Source organism: Pseudomonas sp. PDM28 (assembly GCF_019219115.1).
GTDB lineage: Bacteria > Pseudomonadota > Gammaproteobacteria > Pseudomonadales > Pseudomonadaceae > Aquipseudomonas > Aquipseudomonas laurylsulfatiphila.
This window is the reverse complement of the sequence record NZ_JAHUWG010000010.1, coordinates 204,110-225,923: the sequence shown is the minus strand read 5'-3', so window position 1 is coordinate 225,923 and position 21,814 is coordinate 204,110. Positions and strand designations below refer to the sequence as shown.

General features: G+C 58.2%; 21 protein-coding genes. 12 read left to right on the top strand and 9 right to left on the bottom strand.

Annotated elements, in window-relative coordinates:
* Positions 1-73 precede the first annotated feature (73 nt).
* Both KW841_RS23095 and KW841_RS23090 read left to right on the top strand, forming a co-directional pair.
* Positions 74-1,267 carry an acyl-CoA dehydrogenase family protein gene (locus KW841_RS23095; RefSeq protein WP_218479917.1) on the top strand — a complete coding sequence of 398 codons (1,194 nt, stop codon included), beginning with the start codon at positions 74-76 and terminating at the stop codon, positions 1,265-1,267.
* Between the two features lie 12 nt (positions 1,268-1,279).
* Positions 1,280-2,422, top strand: coding sequence for an acyl-CoA dehydrogenase family protein (locus KW841_RS23090; protein WP_218479916.1), 1,143 nt, complete (start codon positions 1,280-1,282; stop codon positions 2,420-2,422).
* A 38-nt stretch (positions 2,423-2,460) separates the two neighbouring features.
* Here KW841_RS23090 and KW841_RS23085 read toward each other — a convergent pair whose 3' ends face one another.
* The 3 genes from KW841_RS23085 to KW841_RS23075 all read right to left on the bottom strand — a co-directional run bounded on the left by KW841_RS23085 (position 2,461) and on the right by KW841_RS23075 (position 4,629).
* Complete coding sequence (locus KW841_RS23085) at positions 2,461-3,075, bottom strand: dihydrofolate reductase family protein (protein WP_218479915.1); 615 nt, start codon at positions 3,073-3,075, stop codon at positions 2,461-2,463.
* Between the two features lie 87 nt (positions 3,076-3,162).
* On the bottom strand, positions 3,163-3,597 hold the full coding sequence (locus KW841_RS23080) for an MAPEG family protein (protein WP_218479914.1): 435 nt from the start codon (positions 3,595-3,597) through the stop codon (positions 3,163-3,165).
* A gap of 78 nt (positions 3,598-3,675) precedes the next feature.
* Positions 3,676-4,629, bottom strand: a complete 954-nt coding sequence (locus KW841_RS23075; RefSeq protein WP_218479913.1) for a diiron oxygenase — start codon at positions 4,627-4,629, stop codon at positions 3,676-3,678.
* 199 nt (positions 4,630-4,828) lie between these two features.
* Between KW841_RS23075 and KW841_RS23070 the strand changes: the two genes are divergently transcribed.
* The 9 genes from KW841_RS23070 (at position 4,829) to KW841_RS23030 (ending at position 13,669) form a co-directional block, all read left to right on the top strand.
* Complete coding sequence (locus KW841_RS23070; RefSeq protein ID WP_218479912.1) at positions 4,829-5,785, top strand: AraC family transcriptional regulator; 957 nt, start codon at positions 4,829-4,831, stop codon at positions 5,783-5,785.
* 274 nt (positions 5,786-6,059) lie between these two features.
* Positions 6,060-6,836: a transporter substrate-binding domain-containing protein gene (locus KW841_RS23065; protein ID WP_218479911.1), complete on the top strand. Its 777-nt coding sequence runs from the start codon at positions 6,060-6,062 to the stop codon at positions 6,834-6,836.
* Between the two features lie 64 nt (positions 6,837-6,900).
* On the top strand, positions 6,901-7,578 hold the full coding sequence (locus tag KW841_RS23060; RefSeq protein WP_218479910.1) for an amino acid ABC transporter permease: 678 nt from the start codon (positions 6,901-6,903) through the stop codon (positions 7,576-7,578).
* Positions 7,575-8,309, top strand: coding sequence for an amino acid ABC transporter ATP-binding protein (locus KW841_RS23055; RefSeq protein WP_305729910.1), 735 nt, complete (start codon positions 7,575-7,577; stop codon positions 8,307-8,309). The genes KW841_RS23060 and KW841_RS23055 overlap by 4 nt, the downstream gene beginning before the upstream one ends.
* Before the next feature lie 20 nt (positions 8,310-8,329).
* On the top strand, positions 8,330-9,565 hold the full coding sequence (locus tag KW841_RS23050; protein ID WP_218479909.1) for a cysteine desulfurase-like protein: 1,236 nt from the start codon (positions 8,330-8,332) through the stop codon (positions 9,563-9,565).
* A gap of 36 nt (positions 9,566-9,601) precedes the next feature.
* Entirely contained in the window at positions 9,602-10,471 is an 870-nt protein-coding gene (locus KW841_RS23045; RefSeq protein WP_218479908.1) for a MurR/RpiR family transcriptional regulator, read from the top strand.
* 54 nt (positions 10,472-10,525) lie between these two features.
* Entirely contained in the window at positions 10,526-11,422 is an 897-nt protein-coding gene (locus KW841_RS23040) for an allantoinase PuuE (protein WP_218479907.1), read from the top strand.
* Between the two features lie 67 nt (positions 11,423-11,489).
* Positions 11,490-12,926, top strand: coding sequence for a dihydropyrimidinase (gene hydA / locus KW841_RS23035; RefSeq protein WP_218479906.1), 1,437 nt, complete (start codon positions 11,490-11,492; stop codon positions 12,924-12,926).
* Positions 12,923-13,669 carry a fumarylacetoacetate hydrolase family protein gene (locus KW841_RS23030; RefSeq protein WP_218479905.1) on the top strand — a complete coding sequence of 249 codons (747 nt, stop codon included), beginning with the start codon at positions 12,923-12,925 and terminating at the stop codon, positions 13,667-13,669. The genes hydA and KW841_RS23030 overlap by 4 nt, the downstream gene beginning before the upstream one ends.
* Positions 13,670-14,025: 356 nt before the next feature.
* Here the strand turns inward: KW841_RS23030 and KW841_RS29815 are convergent, their stop codons facing one another.
* Positions 14,026-14,439, bottom strand: a complete 414-nt coding sequence (locus KW841_RS29815) for a hypothetical protein (protein WP_256357928.1) — start codon at positions 14,437-14,439, stop codon at positions 14,026-14,028.
* A gap of 316 nt (positions 14,440-14,755) precedes the next feature.
* On the opposite strand from KW841_RS29815, the gene KW841_RS23025 reads away from it, so the two are divergent.
* Positions 14,756-15,520, top strand: coding sequence for a tetratricopeptide repeat protein (locus tag KW841_RS23025; protein ID WP_218479904.1), 765 nt, complete (start codon positions 14,756-14,758; stop codon positions 15,518-15,520).
* Between the two features lie 178 nt (positions 15,521-15,698).
* On the opposite strand, the gene KW841_RS23020 is transcribed toward KW841_RS23025, so the two are convergent.
* The 5 genes from KW841_RS23020 to KW841_RS23000 all read right to left on the bottom strand — a co-directional run bounded on the left by KW841_RS23020 (position 15,699) and on the right by KW841_RS23000 (position 21,458).
* Positions 15,699-16,268 carry a hypothetical protein gene (locus KW841_RS23020; protein WP_218479903.1) on the bottom strand — a complete coding sequence of 190 codons (570 nt, stop codon included), beginning with the start codon at positions 16,266-16,268 and terminating at the stop codon, positions 15,699-15,701.
* Between the two features lie 391 nt (positions 16,269-16,659).
* On the bottom strand, positions 16,660-17,037 hold the full coding sequence (locus KW841_RS23015; RefSeq protein ID WP_218479902.1) for a cytochrome c: 378 nt from the start codon (positions 17,035-17,037) through the stop codon (positions 16,660-16,662).
* Between the two features lie 161 nt (positions 17,038-17,198).
* Positions 17,199-18,311 carry a GlxA family transcriptional regulator gene (locus tag KW841_RS23010; RefSeq protein WP_371319530.1) on the bottom strand — a complete coding sequence of 371 codons (1,113 nt, stop codon included), beginning with the start codon at positions 18,309-18,311 and terminating at the stop codon, positions 17,199-17,201.
* Positions 18,312-18,420: 109 nt separating this feature from the next.
* A complete protein-coding gene (gabP, locus tag KW841_RS23005) occupies positions 18,421-19,821 on the bottom strand; it encodes a GABA permease (protein WP_007974243.1) in 1,401 nt (466 codons plus the stop codon).
* Positions 19,822-20,288: 467 nt separating this feature from the next.
* Entirely contained in the window at positions 20,289-21,458 is a 1,170-nt protein-coding gene (locus tag KW841_RS23000; protein WP_218479900.1) for a PAS domain-containing sensor histidine kinase, read from the bottom strand.
* Between the last annotated feature and the right edge of the window lie 356 nt (positions 21,459-21,814).

Below are 21,814 nucleotides of genomic sequence, written 5' to 3'. Positions count from 1 at the left end.
TTGGCGACCATCGCGAGCAAGCTCGCTCCTACAAGGGGTTGTGGGTAAGCCCCAATGCTTTTGGAGTGGATGGATGGACATTGATTTCACTGCGTACGAGCGCGCGTTTCGCGAGGACGTGCGCGCATTTCTTCGTGATCACCTACCCGTTGAATTCGCCGAGCGGATTGCCCTGGGCAAGCGCCTGAGCAAAGCGCATCAGGTGCAATGGATGCGCACACTCAACCGGCAAGGCTGGCTCGCACCGGGCTGGCCTGTCGAGTTCGGTGGTACCGGTTGGAGCGATGTGCAAAAGCATATCTTTGACGAGGAATGCTTTGCGGCCGGGGCGCCGAAAGTATCTTCCTTCGGTTTGAAAATGGTTGCCCCGGTGATCATCAAGTTCGGCACCGCCGAGCAGAAAGCACACTTCCTGCCGCGGATTCTTTCCTGTGAAGACTGGTGGTGCCAGGGTTACTCCGAACCGGGTGCCGGTTCTGATCTGTCGTCCTTGAAAACCCGTGCGGTGCGCGAGGGCGATGACTATGTGGTCAACGGCCAGAAAACCTGGACCACGCTGGCGCATTTCGCCGACTGGATGTTCTGCCTGGTGCGCACCGACCCCGAGGCGCGTCAGCAACGGGGTATTTCGTTCCTGCTGATCGACATGAAAACCCCCGGCATCACCGTGCGGCCGATCATCACCCTGGACGGCGAGCACGAAGTCAACGAAGTGTTTTTCGACAACGTGCGGGTGCCGGTGGCGAATCGGGTCGGGCAGGAGAATGAGGGTTGGACCTGCGCCAAGTACCTGTTGACCCACGAGCGCACCAGCATCGGCGGGATTGCGCAGAACAAGGCATTGCTCACCCGGCTCAAGCGCATTGCCAGCCAGGAAGTCCGCGATGGCCGGCCACTGATCGACGACCCGCTGTTCCGCACGCAGATCGCTGAAGTCGAGATGCAGTTGATGGCGGCCGAAATGAGCAACCTGCGAATCCTGGCGGCGACACAAAACGGCGAAGTACCCGGTGCCGAAAGCTCGTTCCTGAAGATCAAGGGCACCGAGATCCGGCAGGCGATTACCTACCTGATCAGCAAGGCCGTGGGGCCGTACGCATTGCCGTTCATTGAGGATGAGCTGGGTTACGGCAGCGAACCCTTGCTGTACACCGACTACAGCAGCGCGGCCACCTACCAGTACCTGGATGCGCGCAAGGCCTCGATTTATGGCGGCGCCAACGAAATCCAGAAGAACATCATCGCGAAAATGATCCTCGAACTGTAAGGCGCCCCGATCATGGATTTCAAACTGACAGAAGAGCAACTGATGCTGCAGGAAACCGCCGCGCGCCTGGTGCGTGACGTGTATGGTTTTGAGCATCGCGAGCAATACCGCCAGAGCAGACACGGCTTCAGCGAACCGTTCATGCAGCAACTGGGCGACCTCGGCCTCTGCGCCGTGCCCTTTGCCGAGGCTTATGGCGGCTATGGTGGCAGCGGTGTGGAGAACATGCTGATCATGACCGAGCTGGGCCGTGGCCTGTGCCTGGAGCCTTTCCTGCATTCGGTGATTTTCGCCGGTGGCCTGGTCGACCAGTTGGGCACCGCCGCCCAGAAAGACACGCTGTTGCCGCAGGTCGGCAGCGCCAGCCTGCAACTGGCCGTCGCCCTCGATGAGCCGCAGAGTCACTACCAGTTGCACGACGTTCAGACGACCGCTGAGGCGGTCAGCGGCGGCTGGAAGCTCAATGGCCGCAAGTCGGTGATCATCGGCGGTCAGAGCGCCGGGCTGATTCTTGTCTCGGCGCGCACCAGTCACGGGGTTCGGGACGAGCAGGGCATCACTGTGTTTCTGGTCGACCCGCAAGACAGCGGCGTCGGTCGACGCGATTTCGCCACCATTGACGGGCGGATGGCCTGTGAGCTGTACCTGGACGACGTGTTCGTCAAAAGCAGCGCGGTACTCGGCGCAGTGGGGCAGGCCTTGCCGGCGCTGCGTTATCAGCAGGGCCGTTGCATCGCCGCGCAATGCGCCGAGGCCGTCGGCAGCATGGAAGCGGCGTGCGCGTTGACCCTCGACTACCTGAAAACCCGCCAGCAGTTCGGTCAGCCCATTGGCAAGTTCCAGGTGCTGCAACACCGTATGGTGGACATGCGCATCGAGCTGGACCAGGCCGCGTCCATGACACTGCTCGCGGCCTGCGTGGCCGATCAGGCGGACAGTGACGAACGCAGCCGCATCCTGGCAGCCGCCAAGTTCATCGTCAGTCGCGCCAGCCGCTTTGTCGCTGATCAGGGTATCCAGTTGCACGGCGGCATCGGCCTGACCTGGGAATACATGCTGTCGCACCACGCCAGGCATTTGCTGATGGTGGCGCGTCAGTTTGGCGATGACGATCACCATTTGCAGGCTTACGCGAAGTTGCTGCAGGTGGCGTGAGGCATACCCCAACCGCGAGGCTATCGCCGCCCGCCACGTTAGAGCGTACCTGTGCGCACCTCGCCGCTGCGGGTATAGCGGGCGATCAGCACCCCTCCGGGCGAGCTGATCGAGTTCAGCAAGGTGAAGGCCGCCGGCTGTGCGTTGTCGTCGAACAGGCGCTTGCCGCGTCCCAGCAGGATGGGGTGAATCATCAGCCGCAACTCGTCCACCAGGCCGGCGGCGAGCAGTTGGCGCACCAGGTCGCCACTGCCTTGGGTCAGTAGACGAGGACCGTCCTGGCGCTTGAGCGCGCTGATCGCGTCGACCAGGTTGCCCTGCAGCGCATGACTGTTGTGCCATTTCAGCGAATCGCCGCGATGGGTGGCCACGTGCTTGGGCACGCCGTTGAACAGGTCGGCAATGGTGTGGTGGGGGGAGTCGGCCGAAGCGTGCGGCCAATAGCCAGCGAAGATGTCGTAGGTCCGACGCCCCAGCAGCAACTCGAACGGCTGCGAGAACAGGTCCTGTACGGCCTGGCCGGTTGTCTGGTCGGCGTAGGGCACGATCCAGCCACCGAAGCGGAATCCGCCACTGGTGTCCTCTTCAGGCCCGCCGGGCGCTTGCATGACGCCGTCCAGGCTGACGAACGCGGCAACGGTCAGTGTGCGCATGTTTTTCTCCTGATTCGTCCTGGTGAAGGAGGTTGGACAGGGGCGTCTGCGATCAGTCGAGACGTTCCCTGCCGAATGGTCGAACCTCTATTCGAGTATGCCTGCGCCGTAACCAGCGGCGATGACAATGAGTGCGAGAAAACAGATCAATTGTAGGCAAAAGAACGTAAACCGAACCGCCACGAAGCTGTCGGTCTGCACATGGGATACGTGAACCAGAGACTGACACACACGAGCGATCAGGATGATGATGGACAAGTAGCTCACTCCAGGGCCGTCGATACCAAGGGCTGAAATCACAAACACGATGACGCCAAAGACCGGCAGGTTTTCCACGCAGTTGGCGTGTGCTCTTGTCCCGCGCCGATACCAATCCTCGCCCTCGAGCTGATCGCTCCGGAAAGAAGCGATCGGAACATTCGAGAACAGGATTCTGACCCAGCGATAGACCCCGACGGTTGCCATCAACAACAGTAAAGTCCAGGTCGAAAACCCAAGCAGCATCCACATCGGAATCGTCATGGCTGCCATCCTCAATCATTGTCAGCACAGTCATCCCACTGTCGCGCGACCGACACGCGGTCGGTCGCTCCCTGTCGATCAATGGCCCATGATGGGTGCCAGTGCAGTCTGGACCCTGGACATCTGTGCCGGCGTTGTCATGCGCGCAAGCAGCCGGCCAAAGTGTGGATGCTGCACGCCCGAGACAATGTATTGCCAGCGGTAGGCGCTCAGCACGCAGGCCTTGATTTGCGCGGTCTCATCGACACTGAACGATCGTGAAGCATTGCCCATGAAGTAGTCGGCATCGGCTGCCGATTGTGCCTGCAGGATCGTGTCGACGGCCGCCACCAGGGCAATCAGATCGTTCACGGCCTGGTCGCGCTCGGCCGGGGAGATTTTCGCGTGCTCCGCCTCCCATTCCAGTTCATCGAGTACGACGTGGCGGCTTTCATCCTTCCAGTGAAACTTGAAGACGTCCCTGAACAGTGGGCACAACTCCTCGCGCGGGGCGATGCTCTGCACGTAGTGCGTCTGCACGAACAGCTCGATATGACAGGTCAGCGCCAGTACCGCCCAGGTGCTGGCCGCCAGGACCGCGCGCGCCACATCGTTCGGATCGGCAACCTGACGGTATCCCGCCGGCAATCGTGTGCCCATCATCGTCTCGATGCGCCGGAACAGTTCCTGATGCTTGATCTCGTCGTTGGAAAAACGCACCAGCGCTTCGAGTGCGAGCTGATCGTCAAATACATGGGCCCGACCCTGATCGAGCATCTTGGCACTGATAAAACGCTCGACCAGGCCAAAAATATACGCATAGGTTCGGCCCTGAATCTGGCTGAGCAGGCGCGCCTCGTCTGCGCCGAGGAAGGTCAGGCGGTCGATATGCGATAAGCCGTCGGGCAAGAATTTGCGCGAGAAGTCGAAGCTGCGGTCCTGCAGCAAGTCGCGATCGATCTGCCATTCCGCTTTCTTCGAGGATCTGACAAGTTGCGCATAACGGGCGGCGTTGCCCGAGTCCGGGCGGGGTAGGGTAGCGGCGGTGTTCATACGGATCTCCGGCTGGCGTGGTCGAGTTGGAATGGGCCAATTACGCTTAACGCGGGAGTCAATGAAAATCGGTGAAGCGTCTGGGGATGGTCTCGATCACTGAGTCCGCGTTGGTGCTAATCTAGGCCTCGCCGTTCAGGCGGCGAATGACCAGTGCGCCTGATTACATGCTCGGGACTCCGGAAAGGAGGGCTGGCAATTGCTGGATGCGCTATCTGATGTATTGCGTGTGATTCGGCTGTCTGGAGGGGTCTTCCTCGAGGCAGAGTTCACTGCGCCCTGGTGTCTGAGCGGAAGAATCTCCGCCGACGATTGCAAACCGTTCCTGGCTGCCCCTCGACATATCATTGCCTCGCATTTTGTCGCGGCGGGGCACATGCAATTGCGAGTCGACGAGGGTGCCACCCTCGACGTGCGGGCAGGCGAACTCATTCTGCTGCCGCGCAATGACGTTCATACCTTTGGCAGTGATCTAGGCGTTGCGCCCATGTCGGCGCGCGAAGTCATTCAGCCGCCGGAAGTCGGCGGAATATCACGAATCAAGTGCGGCGGGGGCGGCGAGGCCACACAGTTACTGTGCGGATTCCTCGGCTCTGAAACACCGTTCAGCCCGTTGCTTTCGTCGCTGCCATCCTTGTTGAAGCTGGATGTGCGCGCGACGGCTTCGGGCGCCTGGATTGAAAGCTCATTCCGTTTCGCCGTCAGTGAGATCGCGGCGGGACGCGTCGGCTCGACCACGGTCATCGCCAAGCTCTCCGAACTGCTGTTCGTCGAAGCCGTCAGCCAGTATGTCGCGAACCTCCCCCCTGAACGGCGCGGGTGGCTGGCGGGCCTGCGAGATCCGCATATCGGGCGCGCCCTGGCGCTGCTCCATGCCCGTCCAACCGAGGGCTGGACGGCAGAAGCCCTGGCGCTTGAAGTGGGCATGTCGCGCTCGGTATTCGCGGAGCGATTCACGGCATTGGTCGGACAGCCACCGATGCAATACCTGACGCTCTGGCGCATGCACGTGGCGGCTCAACACCTGCGCGAAGGTCGCGGTAACGTGGCGCAAATCGGCTTTGCAGTGGGCTATGAATCCGAAGCGGCGTTCAGTCGCGCATTCAAACGCCAGTTCGGCACATCACCCGGCACCTGGCGCAGACAATCGGCATGAGAAGGGGTGGTGCCTGAGGACAGTCTGATCGAGCCAGGCGGAGAATGTCTCTTCGTGGCTGATTGCGGCCTGCTGCGCGTGGCAACATTGGTCGGTTCTGACCGTAACTAGTCCTTTTGACGTGACGTGTAAGGAAAACTGTGTATGGTCGTGGAGCAAAATATTCACAGACGATCGGTATTGAAATAAATAATCCGTTGCTTTACTCTCGATCCCACGTTGTACGAGATCAACCGCTGTTAGCACCTAAAAAAACAAACAATCGGGAGCAAACATGAAAGCGAAAGTGATGTTGGGAGTGTTCATGACCGCCGCAGTTGTACTGCCAGCATGGTCAGCTGACTGGACTGTAGGTGCTAACGTTGGCAACGTGCCCTGGGAGTTTCAGGACGCCAAAGGTGAATTCGTCGGATTCGAAGTCGATGTTGTAAAAGAAGTGGCAAAACGCGCCGGGAAAACCGTCGAGTTCATCAATATTCCTTTCAACGGCCTGTTCAGTGCCGTGCAATCAAAACGTGTCGAGATTGCTATTTCGTCGATCACCATCACCCCTAAACGCCTGGAATCGGTGGCCTTCGCACAGCCATACTTCGACAGCGATCAGTCCCTGACCTCACTGACTACGTCCAAGGTCAAGAGCCTGACCGACATGAATGGCAAAGTGGTTGGCGTCGATACCGGCTCGACCGGCGACATGTGGATCGGCCAACACAAGGACGAGTACAAGTTCGCCGATGTCTCGCGCTACGAAGGACTTTCGCCAGCCATGCTCGACCTTGCCTCTGGGCGAATCGATGGCTACCTCAGCGACATTCCCGCCGTGCTGTATTACATCAAGGACAAGCCGCAGTATTCCATCGTTGCGCGTGTTCCCACGGGTGAACGTTACTCGCTGATGCACGCCAAAGGCTGGGCGATGAGCGATCAGGTCAACGACATCATCAGCAAGATGAAAGAAGACGGCACTCTTGGAACCATCCACAAACAGTGGTTTGGCACCGAAGCCGATAAGGACTCGAGCACCATGAAGGTAGCCGCTGTCCTCAAGTAAGCCCTGACGATGCTGCATGTAAGTGGCGACGCCTGTTCGCCACTTGTATTGACCGAGGTATCCCATGGATCTTTTGCAGACATTTTTTAATTGGAATGTGCTCGTCGAGTCGCTTCCACTGATGATTCGCGGGCTAGGCGTGACCATTTTGCTGGGGGTGGTAAGTATCGCCCTGGGCCTGGTGGGTGGGCTTTTTCTGGCGTTGTTGCGGTTGTACTCCTACGCACCTGTTCGAGCGCTCGCACGTATCTACATCGATATCATGCGTTCCATTCCATTGCTGGTTTTGCTCGTCCTCATCTATTACGCGTTGCCTTTTGTCGGCATTCGACTGTCGTCTTTTGCGGCGGCTGCCAGTGCGCTCTCGCTGGTCTCATGCGCTTACAGCGCAGAGATTTTTCGTTCGGGCATCGAAGCCATTCCCCGTGGTCAGTTCGAAGCTTCGGCCTCTCAGGGCATGAGTTTTTTCAGCACCATGCGTGACGTCGTGTTGCCACAGGCCATCCGCATCGTAATGCCCCCCATGACGAGCAATTGCATCAACGTCATGAAAGACACGGCGCTCGCCTCTGTGGTAGCGATGCCTGACTTGCTGAAGCAGGCGACCCAGGCGCAGGCATTGGCTGCCAACCCGACACCGCTGGTTGGGGCCGCCTTGTTGTACCTGTTGCTGTTGTTGCCGCTGGTGCAAATGGTCAGCTGGGTTGAACGTCGTAACGCCTCTGGAGGTAAAACCGCATGAGCACGTTGATCGACATCGAAAAGCTCGACAAGTACTACGGCAAATTCAAAGCGTTGAGTGATATCAACCTGCAGGTCGAAGAAGGTGAAGTGGTGGTCATTCTTGGCCCGTCCGGCTCGGGTAAATCGACCTTGATCCGTTGCATCAACCTGCTTGAGAACTACCAGCAAGGCCATATCCGCGTGGCCAGCGAGCGTGTTGAAAACGGTCCGCGACTGGCCGCCATCCGCAGCGAAGTGGGTATGGTGTTTCAGAGTTTCAACCTCTATCCGCACCTCAGTGTTCTCGACAATGTGTCGTTGGCGCCGATCAGGGTGCGCGGCCTGAGTAGGCGTGATGCGCATGCACGGGCCAAGGAGTTATTGGTGAAGGTCGGCATGGGCGATCACGCGCACAAATACCCGAGCCAATTGTCTGGCGGCCAACAGCAGCGTGTTGCCATTGCCCGCACCATGGCTATGGAACCTCGCGCGATTCTGTTCGATGAACCAACGTCGGCGCTGGATCCGGAAATGGTTGGCGAGGTACTCGATGTCATGCAGAACCTCGCTCGGTCCGGCGTCACGATGGTCGTGGTCACTCATGAAATGGGCTTCGCCCGTCGGGTCGCCGATCGGGTGATCTTCATGGAAAGCGGACGCATTGTTGAGCAGAACATCCCGGAGCCTTTTTTTACCGCACCTCAGGAACCCCGCACGAAAGCGTTCCTGCAGGCCATCTTGCACCACTGAATCAGGCTGGAGAAAGTAGAGTGAATCCTCTCGATATCGATTACGTTCGCAAGCAATTTCCAGGTCTGGCCGGTGGTTATGCCTATATGGATAACGCTGGAGGCTCGATGGTGTTGAGTACTGTGGCTGAGCGGGTTTGTGATTACCTGCTGAACAACAGTGTGCAACTGGGTGCTTCCTATCAACCTTCCGTTGTCGCAGGCGAGCGAGTGATGCAGGCGCGTCACTCGGTCATGCAGTTGATCAACGCCGAGCATCCCGAAGAAGTGATCATGGGCGGCTCGACTACCCACTTGTTGCAAATACTGTGTCGCGCCATCGCACCGTCAATTGTCCAGGGCGATGAAATCATCGTCACCAATTGCGATCACGAGGCCAACATCGGCCCATGGGTCAAGCTTTGCGAAAGCCGTGGCGCAACCTTGCGCGTGTGGCAGGTCAACCGCGACAGCTGTGAGCTGGAGCTGGATGACCTGCAGGTCTTGCTCAATGACAAAACACGCTATGTTGCGATGACCCACACCTCGAACATTCTCGGCTCGGTCAATCCAGTCGCCGAGGTTGCGCGGCGTGTCCATGCAGTGGGCGCCAAGCTGTGCGTGGACGCCGTCGCTTATGCGCCACACCGTCTGGTTGATGTTCAGGCGAGCGGCGCCGATTTCTACGTCTACAGCTTCTACAAAACCTTCGGTCCGCACTTTGCTGTGCTCTGGGGACGTCGTTATCTGTTGCTGGAGTTGCCGAGCCTTAACCATTTCTTTATCGGTCAGGATGTGGTGCCTTACAAATTGCAGCCGGGCAACGTCAACTATGAGTTGTCCTTCGGTTGCATTGGCATCACCGACTACCTGCTCGACATCAGCACCCGGCTTGGCGCGCAAGGTAGCGAGCGCGAGTGCATGCAGGCTGCGTTCGATGCTTTTGAGGTGCAGGAAGATTTGCTCGCTGAGCGTCTGCTGGCATTTTTGCGCCAGCGTGATGGCGTTCGTATCATTGGCAAAGCGCATACCCGCAATCGAGTGCCAACGATCAGTTTCGTGGTTGACGGTGTTCAGTCCGAGGCCATTGTGCGCAGGGTCGATGAGCACCGGATCGGCATTCGATTTGGTGACTTTTATGCGCGGCGACTTATTGAAGCCCTTGGGCTTGATCAGTTTGGCGGGGTGGTGCGGGTGTCGTTGGCGCACTACAACACGCTGGAAGAAGTCGATCGCCTCATCACTGCACTGGATCAAGCAATCAATGCGTTGCGTTGACCGGCATACACACTTCTAATTTTACGAGCCTTCATTATGGCCTTACCTGAAACCCTCGCAGAGCTGCGTGACTGTATCGCGGCCCAGCACGAACAACTGACCGGTCGTCTGCGCGATGCTGCCCGATTCCTGATCGACAACCCGCATGAGATCGCACTCAATACGGTAGCCGAACTGGGTAAGCGCTCAAGCATTGCGCCTTCAGCCTATATTCGGCTGGCTCAGGCCCTTGGCTTTGCAGGTTTCAAAGATTTGCAGCGGCTGTTTCGCGCACCGTTGCAGCAGGCTGCCGACACCCAAAGCGAGCGCATTCGGCACTACGGCGGCGAGACGTTGCTGGAGGACCCAAGTGACGTCGGCGCTATTCTGCGTGAGTTCAGCCAGGCCAACATCGTTTCCCTGGAGCACTTGGCTGAAGGGGGTGAACAGGCCAATATCGAAGCCGCCATCGCCCATCTGCAAGTCGCTCGTACCACCTTCGTCATTGGTATGCGTCGCGCCTTTCCGGTTGCCGCCTATCTGAGCTACGCGTTGAGTCGTGTGGGCCGGCGAACCGTGCACATCAGCGGTGCTGGCGGCACGTTGCCAGAGCAGGTCAGCGCGATTGCCGATGATGATTTGTTGATAGCCGTCAGCTTTCCGCCGTACGCCAACGACACCATTGAGGCGTGTCGTCAGTCACGGGCCGCAGGCGTGACGCTGGTGGCAATCACTGACAGCGTTCTGAGCCCTATCGGGCAGATGGCCCATACGGTGATTGAGGTCAACGACGCCGAATTACTGGGCTTTCGCTCGCTCACGGCTTCGTTCTGTATTGCGCAAACCCTGGCCATGGGGCTGGCCTTCAGCGAGTGGCAATCGGACAGTACCTTTAGTCATGACCGGCTGAAAGAGATCGACTGCTAAGTCGCAACTTTCGCCACGTACTTATTTAACCCGTCACTTCAGGAGAATATCCCGATGGTTTCACCTGCACGCGATTTAGTGGGTTACGCAAGACAACGCCCGCAAGGCACTTGGCCGAATGGCGCACGTTTGGCCATCAGCCTGGTGATCAACTACGAAGAAGGCTCCGAACGCTCGCTCGCCATGGGCGACCCGGACCAGGAATCAATGACCGAATGGGGTAGCTATTCAATACCCGACGGCACACGCAATCTGGCGATGGAGTCGATGTATGAGTACGGTTCTCGCGTCGGGATCTGGCGAATCCTGGATATTCTCGACCAGCAATCGGTTCGTGCGACTTTTCATGCTTGCGCGGTAGCCTTTGAGCAGAATCCTGATGTTGCACGTGCTGCTGTTGCAGGTGGTCATGAGATTTGCAGTCACGGGTATCGCTGGGAGGAAGTGTTTCGCCTGACTGAAGAACAAGAGCGTGAACACATGCGTTTAGCCATCGAGTCATTCGAACGCACCTGCGGCAAGCGTCCCGTTGGCTGGTATTGCCGGTATGGCGCCAGCGTCAATACCCGTCGCCTGGTTGCTGAGGAGGGCGGTTTTCTCTACGACTCCGATGCCTACAACGATGATGTTCCCTACTATGTCGAGGTTGAGGGTAAGCGTCACCTCGTGGTGCCTTACACCGCTGACGTGAACGATTTCCGCTACTGGAACTCTCCGGGACTGTCGCAGGCATCGGACTTTTTCGAGTACATGAAAGAAAGCTTTGAGGTCCTTTATGAGGAGTCGGCTGAAGGACCACGCATGATGTCGATTGGACTGCACCCACGTATGGTGGGCCGTCCGGGGCGGGTAAGGGCGATCAAGCAATTCATCGAGTATGCCAAGCAACACGGCGGTGTCTGGTTTGCTACGCGCGAAGAAATCGCCCGTGCCTGGCTTGAACGAACTTGATTGCGTGGCGATCACGCCGGAACTCTTTTACCACAATGGCGCCGGTTAGTTCTGGAAGAGGCCTGATATGCAACCTTTTGATACGGTGATTCGCAACGCCCGCGTGGTCACTGCCGCGGACACGTTCACCAGCGATATCGGTATTCGTGATGGGCGCATCGTCTCCCTTGGCCTGGACCTGCCGCAAGGTCACCAGGAAATCGACGCGGCAGGCCGGCATGTCACCCCCGGTGGCATCGACAGCCATGTTCACCTCGACCAGCCGACTGGCGACGGCTCGGTGATGGCCGATGACTTCTTAAGCGGCACAGTCTCGGCGGCCTGCGGCGGCACCACTACCGTCATCCCGTTCGCCTGCCAGCAGAAGGGCGAAAGCCTGCGCTCTGCCGTCGATGACTACCATCGTCGGGTGGGTAACAAGCCGGTGATCGATTATGCCTTCCACCTGATCGTCACCGACCCCACACCGCAAGTGCTGCGTGAAGAACTGCCGGCCTTGATTGCGGAAGGCTATACATCGTTCAAGATCTACATGACCTACGATGCGCTGAAGCTGGGCGACCGGGAGATTCTCGAGACGTTGTCGGTCGCGCGCCGTGAGGGCGCTATGGTGATGCTCCACGCCGAGAACAGCGATTGCATCGCCTGGCTTACCGAGCGACTCCTGGCGGCCGGGCTGACTGCGCCGCGCTACCACAACGCGTCGCGGCCGATGCTGGTGGAGCGCGAAGCAACCCATCGTGCCATCGCCCTTGCCGAGTTGGTGGACGTGCCGATCCTGATCGTGCACGTGTCGGGTCGCGAGGCCGTGGAGCAGATTCGCTGGGCCCAGAGCCTGGGGTTGAAGGTGTACGCCGAAACCTGCCCGCAGTACCTGTTCCTGACCGCCGACTCGCTGGGGTGTGACGACAGCTTCGAAGGTGCCAAGTGCATCTGCAGCCCGCCGCCGCGCGATGCCGTAAACCAGCAGGTGATCTGGGATGGGCTGGAAAACGGCTCGTTCGAGATTTTCTCGTCAGACCACGCACCCTTTCGCTTCGATGGCCCGAATGGCAAGAAGGCCCACGGTGAAGTGGTGTCGTTCGACCAGATCGCCAACGGCATTCCCGGTGTCGAAACCCGCATGGCACTGCTCTGGTCCGAAGGCGTGCGCAGTGGGCGCATCACCCCGCAAAGTTTTGTTGCGCTGACCTCCACTAATGCCGCCAGGATGTATGGGCTGTATCCGCGCAAGGGCAGCATCGCTATTGGTGCTGATGCCGACCTGGTGATCTGGAACGAAGGTGAACCGGTGCACCTGTGCAACGAAATGCTGCACCACAACGTCGATTACACACCTTACGCCGGCATGACGCTGAGCGCCTGGCCGGCCATGACCCTGTCTCGCGGTGAGGTGGTCTGGGACGGCGAACCGCGCGGTGAGGCTGGTCGCGGCCGGTTTCTGCCGTGCGAGCGCCCGGCGCCCGCGCAACTGCGCCGACGCAAGACTGAGTTGGCATTGTGAGTGCGGTCGCACAGGTGGCCGCCACCCTGATTCGTGGTTGGCGTGAGGGGCGCCAACAACCGTTGCCAACCCTGGAACTGGCTAGCGAAGCTGAAGCCTATGCCGTGCAGCACCAGGTAGCGGATGCCCTCGGCTGGTTCGCCCCCGGGGCGCCAGCGGCCTGGAAACTGGGCGGCGCTCCGGGAGGGCTGATCAGCGCCGCCGGGGTACCGGCAATGGCGATACACCCGTCGGGTTGGCAGGTTCCGCCGGGCGATGCCTTCGGTTTCGGGATCGAGGGAGAACTGATCGTGCGTCTGTCGCGCGACCTCGACCAGCACACTGACCTGGCCATGGCCTATGCGGCGGTCGATGTGTGGATGCCGGGCATCGAACTGTGTGGCACGCGCTGGCTGCAGGGCGATCAGGCCACGCCACTGCTTCGGCTGGCCGACCAGCAACTCAACCGCGCGCTGGTACTCGGTGCCCCGCAAACGTGGGGGGAAATGCCGGATTGGTCAAGACAACAGGTGACGTTGCGGGTGGCAGGGGAGCCTGAAGTCGTCAGGGTTGGCAGCCATCCATTCGGTGATCCGCTGAGTTCGTTGCCGTGGCTGGCGCGTCACGCTGCAGCACTGGGCAGCCCCTTGCGAGCCGGTGACCTGGTGGCAAGTGGTAGCTGGACCGGTATCTACTGGGCGTCGGCCGGGGTGCAAGTGGAAGTTGAGTTTGCCGGGATAGGACGGGTTGCCTTGTCGACTTGATGCGTTTCAAAGGCTTGCTGATTTCCAGTTTACGGAGCCAGCCGGCGCATTGCCCCTGCTTAAAAGGCGTGGGCTTTTGAGGATTGCCTCTGGGCATTCCCTCGGGTCCATCTCCCAACGTTGGCTTGCGAGTTGGAAGCGTTCAGCAAGACACCACGCTGTTAGAGATACGCCAGCGGCCATTCCAATCAATCGGATCCTCGTTCGCCGTCATAGCCAACAGGGGCGGGCGCCTGTACGGATTAGCTGAACATTGAACGTTCGTGTTTACAGCCATTTGTGAAGGGCAGCTAATGGCCCGATTGCGGCCTGTCACGAAGGACTGCTTGCGCCCCGGATTGCTCCGGGGCTTCGCACTAGCGACGATAGTAGCGGCGATCGTCCTCGTAACGGTACCGCATGGCCCGATCGTGGTGGCGCTCCCAATCACGACGGCGCTCGGCTTCTCGGCGGGCTTGCTCTCTACGCCACTGATCTCTACGCCACTGGTCCCTGCGCCAGTCGTCTCGGCGCCAATCGTCTCTACGATCGTGCCAACGGCCGTCATGCCAGTATCGGTCGTCATGGGCAAGCAACGGCCCTGGCTGCTTGCCGGCCATGCTGGCCAAGGTCGGCCAAGGGTTGCCGGCGGCCTGGACGGGCGTCTGGATGGCTGGGGCTTGAGTTGCAAAAGCAGGGGTTGAGTCCTTCATCTGTGTGGCGGATGCCGAGCCCACTGCCGCGAACGCGAACAGGCCGAACAGCACCATCCGTGGGACATGGAATTTCATGAGCGAAGACAACCTCTGATGGACAATCGGACGTGTGGCCATCTGGCGGCGGCTAGCCTGCGGGGGGCGTGCTTACCGAGCGGATGTGCCTATCCACATAGACCGGTAAATAGGGAAAAGTTCTAGGGGGCCATTGCTTAAATAGCCAACGCTCTCAGTCGTGGGCCGATAACAAACAGAAGCGGTGGCGACGGCCGTTGCAGCAGGAACTTCAGGGTGTTGGCCAGGTCTATAGCCGCCCTGTATCGGAAGTGCCGAGCAGCGCTGTGGTCTGTATTACGGCAGTGCCGTCCGAGTTCAGTCGAGTCCGCCCCCGATGCCAAACAAGAGTTTTCCGCCGGTCCTCATCCTGGTGTTCTGCGCTGTCGCCTCGTTCAGTGCTGTCGCTGCCGAGCGAAGAGCGCCCGCGCAAAGCAACAATGCATCAACCACCCTGATCGAAACAGCCTCGCGGCAATATGAAAACGGCCAGCTGGACCAGGCCGCCGCCACGCTGGAGCGTGCCCTGCACATCCAGCCGAACAATCCTGCGACGCTGCATTATCTTGGTGTGTTGCGTCTTCAGCAGGGGCAGTACCAGCAGGCTGAAACCCTGGCGGCGCGCTCGAACATGCGGGTTGGTAACAACGTCCAGTTGCGCAACCGCAACTTCCAATTGATCCAGGCGGCGCAGCAAGCCCAGTCTTCGGGTACCCCACCCAATGCCAAGGAGGACGTGGTCGCCGTACAGAAGGGGCTGGAAGAAGAGACCCAAAGGCGCCGCGAAGCGCAAGTGGCGGTTGTTGAGCAATCCACTGCGGACACCGGGCGTGACGCCGGCAACTTCACTACTGCTGAGGCAAATCGGGTTTCGGATGTACCGACGGCGGGAAGAGTAGGGGCCGAAGGTCAATTGCAAATGGCTAGTATCGGGTCAGAGAGGGCGTACGCCGAGGTCGAGATTCCCCGCGGCCATATGCCGCCTCCGGGTAAATGCCGAATCTGGTTTCCTGATCGTCCGCCGGGGCATCAGCCTAAACCCGGTAAATGCAAGAAGTTGCGATATCGGGTTCCCTCAGGGGCCTACCTGGTACGCGGGTGAGCCTCTTTTTTGGCCGACTGCTGCCTGTCACGAAGGGCTTCTTTGGAGCCATTGTGTCTGCCAGCGATTCCAGTGGCCTGGAACGGACGAAACCACGACTTCAAGCGTGGATGCCTGGGTGGGCTCCTGTGTCGAGGGAGGTGTCATGCTATCCACGCTTGAGTTTGTGCTACACCCACTATGAAACCGTAGGCTCCTCACCACGCATCGTGCCCGCCGTGCTGGCGACCACAAGCGCCACGGCGCAAGCCAGCAAGGCGAATGCCGTGAAAACCCCCATCACATGCAAGCACGGCATGACATGATTCCAGGCTCGAGCCACCCCCAGGAAAGCGGCGAACAGCCAGCCACTCATGGAGAACGCCCCCAAGAGTGCAAGGCGACCGCGGTCGGAACCCGGTAACAAGACGAAGGGGGCTTTTTGCAACAACGGGAAACCGACGCGATGCAACAGACCGCCGTTCAGGGTCAGCAGCGCGACAACCGCCACCTTGGCCCAGAGCTTCTGATTGAGCAAGTACGCAGTGCCCTCGAGGAGATACCCCTGAAGGACCAACAGCAGACCACTGCCCCAAAGGGCCAGTAACGCGAGAGTGGCGATTTTCCTGGTTTCTTCCAGATACTCAAGCTTCGCCTGATCCAGCGCTTCCTTGCGCCAACTCCAAAGCTTGTGATCGGCGAGCAATACCCTGCCGAGGGCAATACAACTGGCGAGCAGATGAACGTACACGAGGAGCATTTTAAGCATTATTTTTATTGACCTTATTGTATGGACAATGCACTCCCTGCGTCCTGAGCTTGAATATTAATGATACGTATTCTTGCTTGTAACAACAAGTTTCAAAGCCTTCTGGTCAGCATTTTTGGTGCTTGCCAGTACATACCGATTGGATCCAGTCGGCTATCTGCAGGTTCAGGTGTTCGGTTCTAACCGAGAAAGGCCGCTCCTGGCCGTTATTTATCTGTCACGACCGCAGCCGATTGCTGCCGGATGCGAAGAGTCGCCCGAACTTGTATTAATCTGGGATTGGTCATCAGCGATGTGACCGCGAGAGGTCGACGGGCTCACTGGCATTGCCCCATAAGCCCTCAAGCCTGAAATGACTCTTGGACTTCTGTACCAACTTCTCAGCTCAAACTCATCGAGTTTTTGAAATCACACCGCTCATGTATTGATTTATATCGCGAAGATCCTTAATCCTCCAGGAGTATGACGATAGCTTTACACCATTCTCTTGCAAAGTTCTTGGAATCAAGTCTCCATTTGGACGAAGTATTATCGATGACACAATAACGCCCGGATAATCATTTAATCGTTTTTTGAAAATGGAGGTTGTAAGGTCAGGTGTTGGGGGATTGCTTTTATTAACCAGTGGCCCTGTTCCTTTGAGATCTGTTCCGTGGCACATGATACATCTCTGTGAGTAGAGATTTTTCCCGTTAACATAATCCGCGAAGGACAGTGATATTTGAATGAGCGATAAAATTCCTAGCGTAGCGATGAATAATGTTTTCATAGTTTTTATCTTCCTTGATGGGATCAGCGTCGATTGGACGCGATCAGGTGCGCGGGAAAGATATCAGCCATCGTGTCGGCACACATACAGTCATTTCTGATGCCCGTTGAATCTCCTGCGTGATCCTATTGAGGAAACTCGGATGCGACTGGGGCGGCCGATCAGTACGACTCCGCCAAACCAGAACGATCCATCATTCGAACACTGGCAAAGGTCGATTCGTTTCGTGCCTGGTCGAGTGCTGTCGGCGGTTTGGTCAATGACGGCTGCGTCGTTGCAGGCGTTGCCAATTTGCGATTCATTTCCGAGCCGGAACGCTCCTCACTGGGTGGAACACCAAAGTACTCGCGATAGCATTTGGAAAAATGGGGTGTCGACACGAAACCGCATACATACGCCAACTCAATGATCGACAATGATGTTTGCTTGAGCAGTTGTCGCGCTCGAACAAGACGTAGCCTCAAGTAATAGCGTGACGGCGTACATTGAAGGTATTTCTGAAATAGCCGCTCCAGCTGTCGACGTGACAGGTCAACGAATTCTGCAAGGTTATCCAGGTCGATCGGTTCCTCGAGATTGGCCTCCATCAACGCGACGATTTCCTGCAGCTTGGGCTGATGAGTTCCCAGTACATGCCTGAGGGGAACGCGCTGATGGTCCTGTTCATTGCGTATGCGCTCGTAGACAAACATCTCGGAGATGGCGGCGGATAATTCTCGACCATGATCGCGACCGATCAGGTGCAGCATCATGTCCATGGGGGCCGTTCCGCCGGAGCTTGTAAAGCGGTTTCGGTCGAGGGTGAACAGGCTCGCGCTGATGCTGACTCGCGGGAAGGCTTCCTGCATGGCCGCCAGAAATTCCCAATGCACGCTGCACTCGTAGCCGTCGAGCAGCCCGGCTTTTGCGAGCGCCCAGCTACCGGTGCACACACCTCCCAACCGCCTGGATTGACGCGCCAGGGCTTGCAGCCAGGTAATGTGCTCGCGGGTAATCACGCTCTGGATTCCAATACCGCCGCACACGATTACAGTGTCCGCCACCAATGGATTTTTCCATGAAGCATCCGGAGTGATTTGCACGCCGTCACTGGCCCAGACAGGCTCTCCACCGGGGCTGAACGTATGCCAGCGATATAGCTCTCGCCCCGACAACTGATTGGCCATGCGCAGTGGCTCTACTGCGGACGCCAGGGAAATGAGTGTGAATTTGTCCAGCAGCAGAAAACCGACGGATTGAGTCTTACCGTCGGACACGGTGGAGTTCGATGACATCGTGGTCATGTCCTCACAAAAAGCGATGACGGCCTGAGATACAGGAGCGGGTAATACCCCCAGTCCTGGCGTAGGGGGTATCAGGTTCGGCGCAACTACCTCTCGGGCTTTATCCCACCGATGTCACCCTCGCAGCCTGCGCAGGGTGACGCGATGTCACCAGGCCGATAAAGGAGATCGCCAGCGCCAGGCCAATGGTCGTGCTCACTTCGGTACGGTGATCAGGGGAGGCCATCATCACGGCCAGCGCCGCGCAGATGAACAGGATCACCAACCAGGTGAGCCAGGGAAACAGCCACATGCGAAAGGTCAGCTCGACGTTCTGCCGACGCAACATCCGGCGCATGCGCAGCTGCGACACCGCAATGGCCAGGTACACCACCAAGGCAATCGCGCCGGAACTGGCCAGCAGGAACTCGAACAACCCGGCGGGCATGAAGTAGCTCCACACGGTGATCGCCGCGCCCAACACGGTGCTGGCAATGACTGCTGCCCGCGGCACGCCTTCGGAGGAGGTCGCTTTCAGTGCCTTCGGTGCATCGCCGCGACGGCCCAGCGAATAAAGCATGCGCGAGGCAATGTAGATCGAGGAGTTCATGCAACTGGCCACGGCGATCAGCACCACCACGTCCACCATGAACTTGGCGTGGGGAATGTTCATGATTTCCAGCGCCCGCTGGTAGGAGCCTACCGAAGCCAACAGCGGGTCATTCCAGGGCACCACGGAGATGACCACGAAAATCGACAGCAGGTAAAACACCCCGATGCGCCAGATCACCGAACGGGTGGCCTTGGCAATGTTCTGCGAGGGATTGTCGGATTCGGCGGCGGCGATGGTGACCGCCTCGGTACCGATGAAACTGAACATGATGGTGATGAAGGCGCCGACTACCGCCGACAACCCGTTTGGAGCAAACCCGCCGTGCTCGGCCATCAGGCCGCTCAATCCGCTGACTTCCCGATCGGGAACCCAGCCCATCAACACGGCAAAACCCACGCCGATGAAACCGATGATCGCCACGACCTTGGCCATGGCGAACCAGAACTCGAATTCGCCGTACTTGGACACGCTGAACAGGTTGGTCACCACCAGTGCAATGATCGACACCAGGGCGAACAGCCAGGCATCGATCTGCGGAAACCACTGGTTCAATACATGACCGGCGGCCAGCGCTTCGATAGGGATCACCAGCACCCAGAACCACCAGTAGAGCCAACCGACGGTGAAGCCAGCCCAACGGCCGATGGCCTGGTCGGCATAGGTGGAGAAAGAGCCGGTGTCCGGGTTGGCCACCGCCATTTCACCGAGCATGCGCATGACCAGGACGACGAGCAGGCCAGAGAATAGATAGGCCAGAAGGACCGCCGGGCCAGCCGCCGCAATGGCGTGTCCTGAGCCAACGAACAAACCGGCGCCGATAATACCGGCGATTGACAGCATTGTTACGTGACGAGGCTTGAAGCCCTGCGCCAATTGGCCACTCGAATCCTTGGAGCTCGGGCTAATCATTGGTTTTTTTTCTCTGCCGATCGACATTTAAGCGGATGGATAGGGCAACAGATCATCATTGCTGCCTGCCGGGCTTCCTGAAAGAAGCACCCTTCAAACGCTGCAGTTCTTATCAAACCCATCATCGTGACGTGGTTGTTTCGATGAAAAGGTGCGCCACCTTACCCGGCTTGTCCGATGATTCAGTTATCTGATCACGCCACATCCGTGTCTGATATCGACACAGGAAGTCATTGTGTTCACGATGAAAACCAACGAGTCACTACGCGGCCAAGGGTGATCATCTCGGTTCATTGAGAGTGCTTTTAATCAGGTAGCGAGACTCGTTGCCTATAAGGAATAAAATCACCGCTCCTCAAGAACCTCTATTTGGGTTGACTGACTTCCTCGGGGCGTGAAGCGGCCAGTCACGCCTGGCTATCGTCGGCTAGTAATGGAAGGGGGGTGAAGGGCAATCCAGGTAAATATCAGGTGCGAGGAATGGTTACAGTGAATGTTGTACCAGTAGTGGGAGTAGAAGTTACAGCCACTTCGCCGCAGTGCGCCTTAACGATCTCCCGAACGATGAACAGACCCAACCCGACACTTCTGAGTTCGGCATTGTCATGACTGCCTCGGATCATCGGCTCAAACAAATCCCCAAGCAACGCCTCAGGTATAGGGGTGCCGAAGTTGTGCACGGTTATAACGAGAACTTGATCTTCAAAGCGTGTGGAAACGGTGACTTCGCTATCGCTGGCACCGTAGGCGACTGCATTGGCGACCAGATTGCCGATGAGCTGATAAAGCCGATCGCTGTCTGCAGAGAAAGCACCTTGCCCATACCGCAGATGGGTCAACGTATGCCCGGGAAAAGCCAGGCACAACTCGTCCAGGCAATCGCCCACCAGTTCGTGTAAATCGACGGGTTTGGGCAGGACCGAGATACCTCGCCCCACCTGAGCCAGGGTGAAATCCAGCAGATCGGCCACCAGGCGCAGCGCACGCTCGGCCGAATGGGTGATGTGGCCAAGTATCTGGACCTGTTTGGCATCCATCTCTCGGCGGCCCAGCAGTTCCGTGGCCATTTTTATGGCCGACAACGGGTTGCGCAGGTCATGACTGACAATCCCGATCAGTTGCTCGGCGAACAGGGCCCTGTCTTCAGCCGCAGCGTACGTGATACGCAACTTGTCCTGGGTCATGTCCTGTACGCGTTGGTCCTTGAGGTGTTTCGCCAAATGCCTTTCGGCAAGCATTCGGGCATTGAGCAGTTCGCGCTCGTACCTTTGGCTATCCGCGGCCTTGAATAGCGTCATTTCATGAAATATGCCAGCAGAATGCTCACAGCTGACGGCGCTAAGCATCATTGGAATGGAGTGTCCGTTGTGGTGAACGAGATCGAACTTCACGTCAGCAACGACGCCCTGAATCTGCATGAGGGGCGCCCAGTACATCTTGTGGAACGTCCTTCCCTCGAGGCTCATCAAGTCCTGGATGTGACGCCCGAGCAGCTCTTTTCGCCGCAAGCCTAACCAGCGGCAGAACGTGAGGTTGACCCGTGCGATCTCGCCATTTTCTGCGGTCAGCAGCAATCCACAGTCAGCTTCGTCGAAGAGAACGTCAGAACCGGGCTGCGAATTTTCATCTTCGGACATTTGTATTCACTGACCAATGGGGCCGATATCTGGAAAATTATAGACACGGCTTGCGCAAAGGCCCTCAGAACTTACCTCTTTCAGGCCTCGATATTTTTTTAGGCGTTCACTGGTTTGGAGGTCACGGTCCCTTGTGGGAGCTGGCTTGCCAGCGATGGTCGTTAACGATAACGCGTACCGCTCAACGCATGTCCTGGTCCTGAGATTGATTTGTTGAACTCGGGCTGAAAGCACTCATCTAACCTATGCGTGGGAATATTTCCCGCGAAGTGATACTGACTGGTGTTGAAGGATCATGCGCAAACCGCAGTTGCTCGTTAAAGCTGCAGATTGATGACCGTGTCGGTTGGCTGGCC